Below are 5,461 nucleotides of genomic sequence, written 5' to 3'. Positions count from 1 at the left end.
ATTAGTCAACAGAATCAAGAAAAATATTGCTAAATTTGAGATTAAACCTGAAGACGTCGGATTTAGTAAAACACTAAATATCAGTACTTAATATTTGACGTTAGTTGGAAGCTGAAAATCGAAACTATGAAAAAACATTTAGTTATAATTTTACTTCTGATTTCATTGAAAAGTTTTGCCTGTACTTGTGCGATTAAAAAACTTTCCGAATGGCAGAAATATGAATTGGAAAATTCCGAATGTATTTTTATTGGAGAAGTAATTGAAGTAAACGATTCAGATTTGACATTTAAAATAAAGGTAACGGAATCATTAGATGGTGGAGACTCAATCGGAAATATTTACATCGGAAAAAATTGGAAATATTGCAGTCCTTATGTTCAGGAAAATGGGAAATGGATTGTATATGGAAATATGGAAGACGGATTTTTACGTCTAAATATGTGCGGAATAAGTCGAAGTTTTGACTATCCAATTGTCAATCCTCTTCCACCTTCGCCTGAACTGTATGAAAAGAATACAACCGAAAAGGAAAGAAAAAAGATTTACGAAAAATTACGTGCTGAAAATATAAAAATAGCGTTATCTGACTTGGAATTAGAAATAATTGCTTTGAGGAAAAGAAGAGATGATGAATAAAAGCCAGCAGGTAACAATGTGTATAATTCATTGCTAGTTCTAGCCTACTTGGAAATTCCTTCGGAATTTCCTCTGGTTCGTTTTAGTTTACTAATTTAGTTGCTGAAACACGCAACGAAATCATACACAAACACGTTACCATTAATTTAAAGCAACATATGAAATTGGGATTAATATTTGGAATTATAATCGGACTAATAGGATTTGGGCTCTTTGCCAAAACGAAAAAAAACAATGCTCAACCTGTAAGTAAAGTTTCTGCAAAAGAATTTGTTGCTGAACTAGAAAAACTAGGTTATTATAAATATGCCGACAAGAAAAACATTGATAGTCTGAAAAATGACCTAATCGAAAACTATGACCCGACAAATGAATTAGTTTCAATTTGGGATGATGAAACAGGTGTTCCTTTAGATTATAGATACTATTGGTGTGATGGAGAAACTGTTTACGAACAAGGTGGATTTACCGAAATGCTGGAACAAGTTAAACCGACTTTTGACAAAATTGGATTAACAATAAAAGTAACTGACCATTTTGAGGAATGGGATGATCAAAATAAATGGCTGAATCACCGAATTACTATAAACGGAACAGAATATGTGATTTTCAAAAATTTTAAAGAAACTGGCTGGGGAGAAGCCGTTATGCGCTTTGCAGAAATAATTAATACAGAAGCTGAAAAGCAATCTGTTGACGAAAGAATATTTCTGGCTTCAGGCGGAAATGATGGACGGCTGATTTTCCTAACCGATGAATTATACAAATACATTTATAGTGTTTATAATAATAAAGAATGGAAACCATTAGAGGTTTCTGAATGGATGAAAGCGATGGGAATTAAACCAATGAAAACGGAATAAAAACTAATGGTAACAAAGTATATAATTTATTGCTAGTTCTAGCTTGCTTACGAAAATCCTGGCGGATTTTCTATTAGGTTTGTACTTGCTAAATTTGTTACCTTACCACGCAACAAACCATATACAAACCGTTAGCAAACATTAAAACCAAATAGATTATGAAAACAAATTACTTATCATTTTTTTTATTACTCGGAATCTTATTGAATGGCAACTCTCTTTTTGCTCAATCCACAGAAGACTTTGAGTCAGAAGCAACAAGTGGGACTACATTTACTGATAGCGGACAAAATTTCACGATAACAAATGGAGCTGGAGAATCCACCTATGACATTGAATTTTTTAGTAACGGAGGATGGAATGGGACTGCTGTAGATAATAAATTTATTGACAATTCAAGCGGAACACCAACTCAAAATGATGGAACATCATTTATAATTACCACCACTGATGGAACAGATATAACTATTAAAAGTCTATATATTTTTGTTTCAACAAGAGCTTTAGCAAATCCTAGCTCAACACTTACGATTGTGGGGAAGAAAGATGGAGAGGTAACACCTGTATTTACAATTACAAAAAATTCAGGCTTTTCAAATGTAGAAACATTTAGCCCGAATAATGGGTTCACATTAATTGATTTTTCTACAGAGGGTGGAATTGATAATTCTGATAAAAATGTAGATGAGTTAATTATTTCTGCAACAGCTAATGGAGATTATTTAGCACTAGATGCTCTTACTTGGGGAGCAGAAGTATTATCAACAAACAACTTTGAATTTGAACAAAATAAAGCTAAAATATTTCCAAACCCTTCCTCTGATAGAATTACGGTTTCAGGATTAAAAAAAGATGAAAATTATAAAATATATAATGTTTTAGGAACCGAAATAATTGATGGAATTATAGCAAATAATAAAAAAATTGACATTAAGAACCTAACTAGTGGAATGTATTTCTTGAAATTTGAAAATGGTAATTCAATTAAATTTCTAAAAGAGTAAAACAAAAAACGTTTGCTAACACCGGCTATAGTTCATTGCTTCTGACTTTCCTCTCGGAAAGTCCTCGCAAATTTGCTATCTTCGGTTTACGGCGGAAAATCCTCGCGGATTTTTACGCAACGAAACCATAGCCAAACACGTTGCCACCAATTTGAAAAATGAAAATCACGACAATAATATTTACATCATTTTTGATATTAAGTTGTAATCAAAACACGAAAAACAATAACCAAATGGGAATATTTGACAAACTTTTTGGAAAGAAAGAACCAGCCAAAAAAGAAGTATCAAAAACTTACAATCAAGAAATTGAGAAAACGAGTGAAATGTTAGACGAAACAATATTTTGGAATATAGTTGACTCTTCAGTAAAGAATACTAAAAATCAAGATGCTCAAGAAAGGTTTTTAGTCAAAGAAATTGAAAAATTGACACCAAAACAAATGATTGGTTTCCGATTGAGAACTGATAAACTTCTTTACGATACTTATAACTCTGAAATGTGGTGTGCTGGATATATAATGAATGGAGGTTGCTCGGACGATGGATTTGAATATTTTAGAAATTGGATTATATCACGAGGGAAAGACACATATTATAAAGCAAAGGAAAATCCAGACAGTTTAATTTCGGAATTCATAGAAGGCGAAGAATATTATGACTTTGAAAGTTTTTGGTATGTTGCATTAACAGCGTTTGAAAATAAAACAGGAAAAGAATTATACGACTATATATCTGACGATTTTAAAACAAATGAAGGGAATTATCCGAATTTTGAGTTTACTTGGAAAGAGGAAGAACCTGAAACTATGAAAGCGATTTGTCCGAAGTTATTTGAAAAAATGTGGAATTAAAAACTGGTGGCAACACCGTATATAATTTATTGCTGGCTTCTTGCCTACTTGCGAAAGTCCTCTCGGACTTTCTTTGTCCGTAATTATTCACTAAATTAGTTGCTTGAAACACGCAACAAACCATATACAACAACGTTACCACACATTTGAGAAACACGATGGAGAAAAAAATAGTCGGAATAATAAATAAACATACTGAATCCCAAAAGCGGATTTGTAAAAAGTATAATTCTGACTTTACTCAAACTGATGAAAAACTCTTCATCGGAATTGCGACTGACCTTGAACTTGAACCAATAAATGGATTACGTCATCCCGAACACGGAAAAATGAACGGATGGTATATTTGGAGTGGAGAATGGTCAAATGCTGACGACTTTTTCAAGCCCTTATGCGTAGAGCATTTGATTGAAAAAAAACCTGATATAATTAAATACCTCGGACTTGGTGTTGGATTTCGTTTTTTGACTGACAAAAAAGGATATGAAGACGTTTGGTTTGACCAAAATATTACTGAATTAAAATAAAAACGTGTGGTAACATTGTATATAAAAAATTGCTATTTTGTGCTTAACCAATGTGAGTTGCTTTGTTTGCTTGCATCTGATTTTCCTTCGGAAAATCCTCGCACACAAACACGCAACATTTCATATACGTAACCGTTAGGCAACATTAAAAAAAACATTGGAGATAATGGCAAAAAAAGATAATTCAAATGAAATTACTGTTATATCTAATGATTGGTTGAAAAACTATTCCAAAAATCAATCATACTATCAAGAATCTTTAAAAAGATTGACTGAATCATTAAAAAATGTAAAGATTGATTATAATAGTCTCTTAGGTAATCTGCCTAAATCGGCGAGCATAAGTAAAAGACAATCATTAAAAAACATTTCTAATGCCTACCAAAATGAAAAAATGGTTCTTGTGCTCGGTGCAGGCATTTCATTAGAATTTGGTGTGCCTTCTTGGAATTTATTACTTCAGAACCTGATGGTACACACAATTGAAAAAGAGAATAATGTTTCCAATGTTTTATCAAAATTATTTAACGATATATTTACACCAAACCCTTTAATTGCTGGTAGATATTTACAAGAATATTTTGAAAATAATAATTCTTCATTTGAATCAATGGTTCGAGAAGTCTTATATTCAAAAATTGATAAAGACAAGAACTCTGACTTACTAAATGAAATAGTCAAGATATGTGTGGCACCAGGAAAAAGCCCAAATTTGGATTCCATCATAACATATAATTTTGATGATATTTTAGAATACAAACTTGACCAAACTGGTTTAGAAGTTCCCTATAAATCAGTTTATGGACTTGGAATAGAAATCAAAAATGGGGAGTTACCTATTTATCACGTACACGGTTATTTGCCAGAGGACAAAAAATTAACTGATTCAAACAAAATCACCTTTGGAGAAAGTAATTATCATCAACAATATTCTGACTTATATAGTTGGAATAATATGGTTCAAATAAATAAATTCAGAGAGAACACTTGCGTTTTCATTGGTAGCTCATTGACTGACCCAAATATTAGAAGACTTTTAGATATAGCATTAAAGCAAAAAGGTAATAAACGTAAACATCATTATATATTCAAAAAGAAAATTGATGACAAACAATTAAGTGAAAAACTAAAAAAGATACTTGAATCGCCAGAAATTATAAATAATAAAAATAACGCTGGTCTTGACTTTGATGAAACAATTAAACTTCTGACCGATATATATGAAAGATTTGAAGAGAATGATTCAGCATCTTTTGGTGTTCAAACTATTTGGATTGATGATTGGAATGAAATACCAGAAATATTAACTAAAATAAGAGAAAACGTTGCCTAACAATGTATAACCGCAATTACGGCGGATTCGACTACGTCCGAATCCACTCGGAATTGCTAAAGTCAGTGTCAAACCGAAAATTAACGCATATTAACCCGTAACTGACGGTTATACGAGACCGTTGGCAAACATTAAAACAAAGCATGAAACAATTTAGAACATTTTTTCTGTTATTAATCCTTTTAATTCACATCAATTGCGATACGGATAGATGTGATGACGGATATTCCGAAGTGAACAA

6 protein-coding genes are annotated in these 5,461 nt (G+C 31.9%); all 6 read left to right on the top strand.

The genetic code is table 11. The annotated features are described in order from the left end of the window. The first annotated feature begins 126 nt into the window (after positions 1 to 126). The 6 genes from L3X37_RS15090 (at position 127) to L3X37_RS15065 (ending at position 5,220) form a co-directional block, all read left to right on the top strand. Positions 127 to 639, top strand: coding sequence for a hypothetical protein (locus tag L3X37_RS15090; RefSeq protein ID WP_237240999.1), 513 nt, complete (start codon positions 127 to 129; stop codon positions 637 to 639). Positions 640 to 797: 158 nt separating this feature from the next. Beyond that, on the top strand, positions 798 to 1,502 hold the full coding sequence (locus L3X37_RS15085) for a hypothetical protein (RefSeq protein ID WP_237240998.1): 705 nt from the start codon (positions 798 to 800) through the stop codon (positions 1,500 to 1,502). Positions 1,503 to 1,660: 158 nt separating this feature from the next. Then, complete coding sequence (locus L3X37_RS15080) at positions 1,661 to 2,506, top strand: T9SS type A sorting domain-containing protein (RefSeq protein ID WP_237240997.1); 846 nt, start codon at positions 1,661 to 1,663, stop codon at positions 2,504 to 2,506. Between the two features lie 233 nt (positions 2,507 to 2,739). Beyond that, the gene (locus L3X37_RS15075) at positions 2,740 to 3,360 is read left to right on the top strand and encodes a DUF4240 domain-containing protein (protein WP_237240996.1); all 621 of its coding nucleotides are present in this window, start codon (positions 2,740 to 2,742) and stop codon (positions 3,358 to 3,360) included. Between the two features lie 158 nt (positions 3,361 to 3,518). Continuing rightward, complete coding sequence (locus tag L3X37_RS15070; protein ID WP_237240995.1) at positions 3,519 to 3,887, top strand: immunity protein Imm33 domain-containing protein; 369 nt, start codon at positions 3,519 to 3,521, stop codon at positions 3,885 to 3,887. 166 nt (positions 3,888 to 4,053) lie between these two features. Beyond that, the gene (locus L3X37_RS15065; RefSeq protein ID WP_237240994.1) at positions 4,054 to 5,220 is read left to right on the top strand and encodes an SIR2 family protein; all 1,167 of its coding nucleotides are present in this window, start codon (positions 4,054 to 4,056) and stop codon (positions 5,218 to 5,220) included. The last annotated feature ends 241 nt before the right edge of the window (positions 5,221 to 5,461 follow it).

The sequence above is a fragment of the Wocania arenilitoris genome (assembly GCF_021728535.1).
In the GTDB taxonomy this organism is placed as follows: Bacteria; Bacteroidota; Bacteroidia; order Flavobacteriales; family Flavobacteriaceae; genus Wocania_A; species Wocania_A arenilitoris.
The sequence above is the reverse complement of the archived record's forward strand: the minus strand, read 5'-3'. Positions and strand labels throughout refer to the sequence as shown.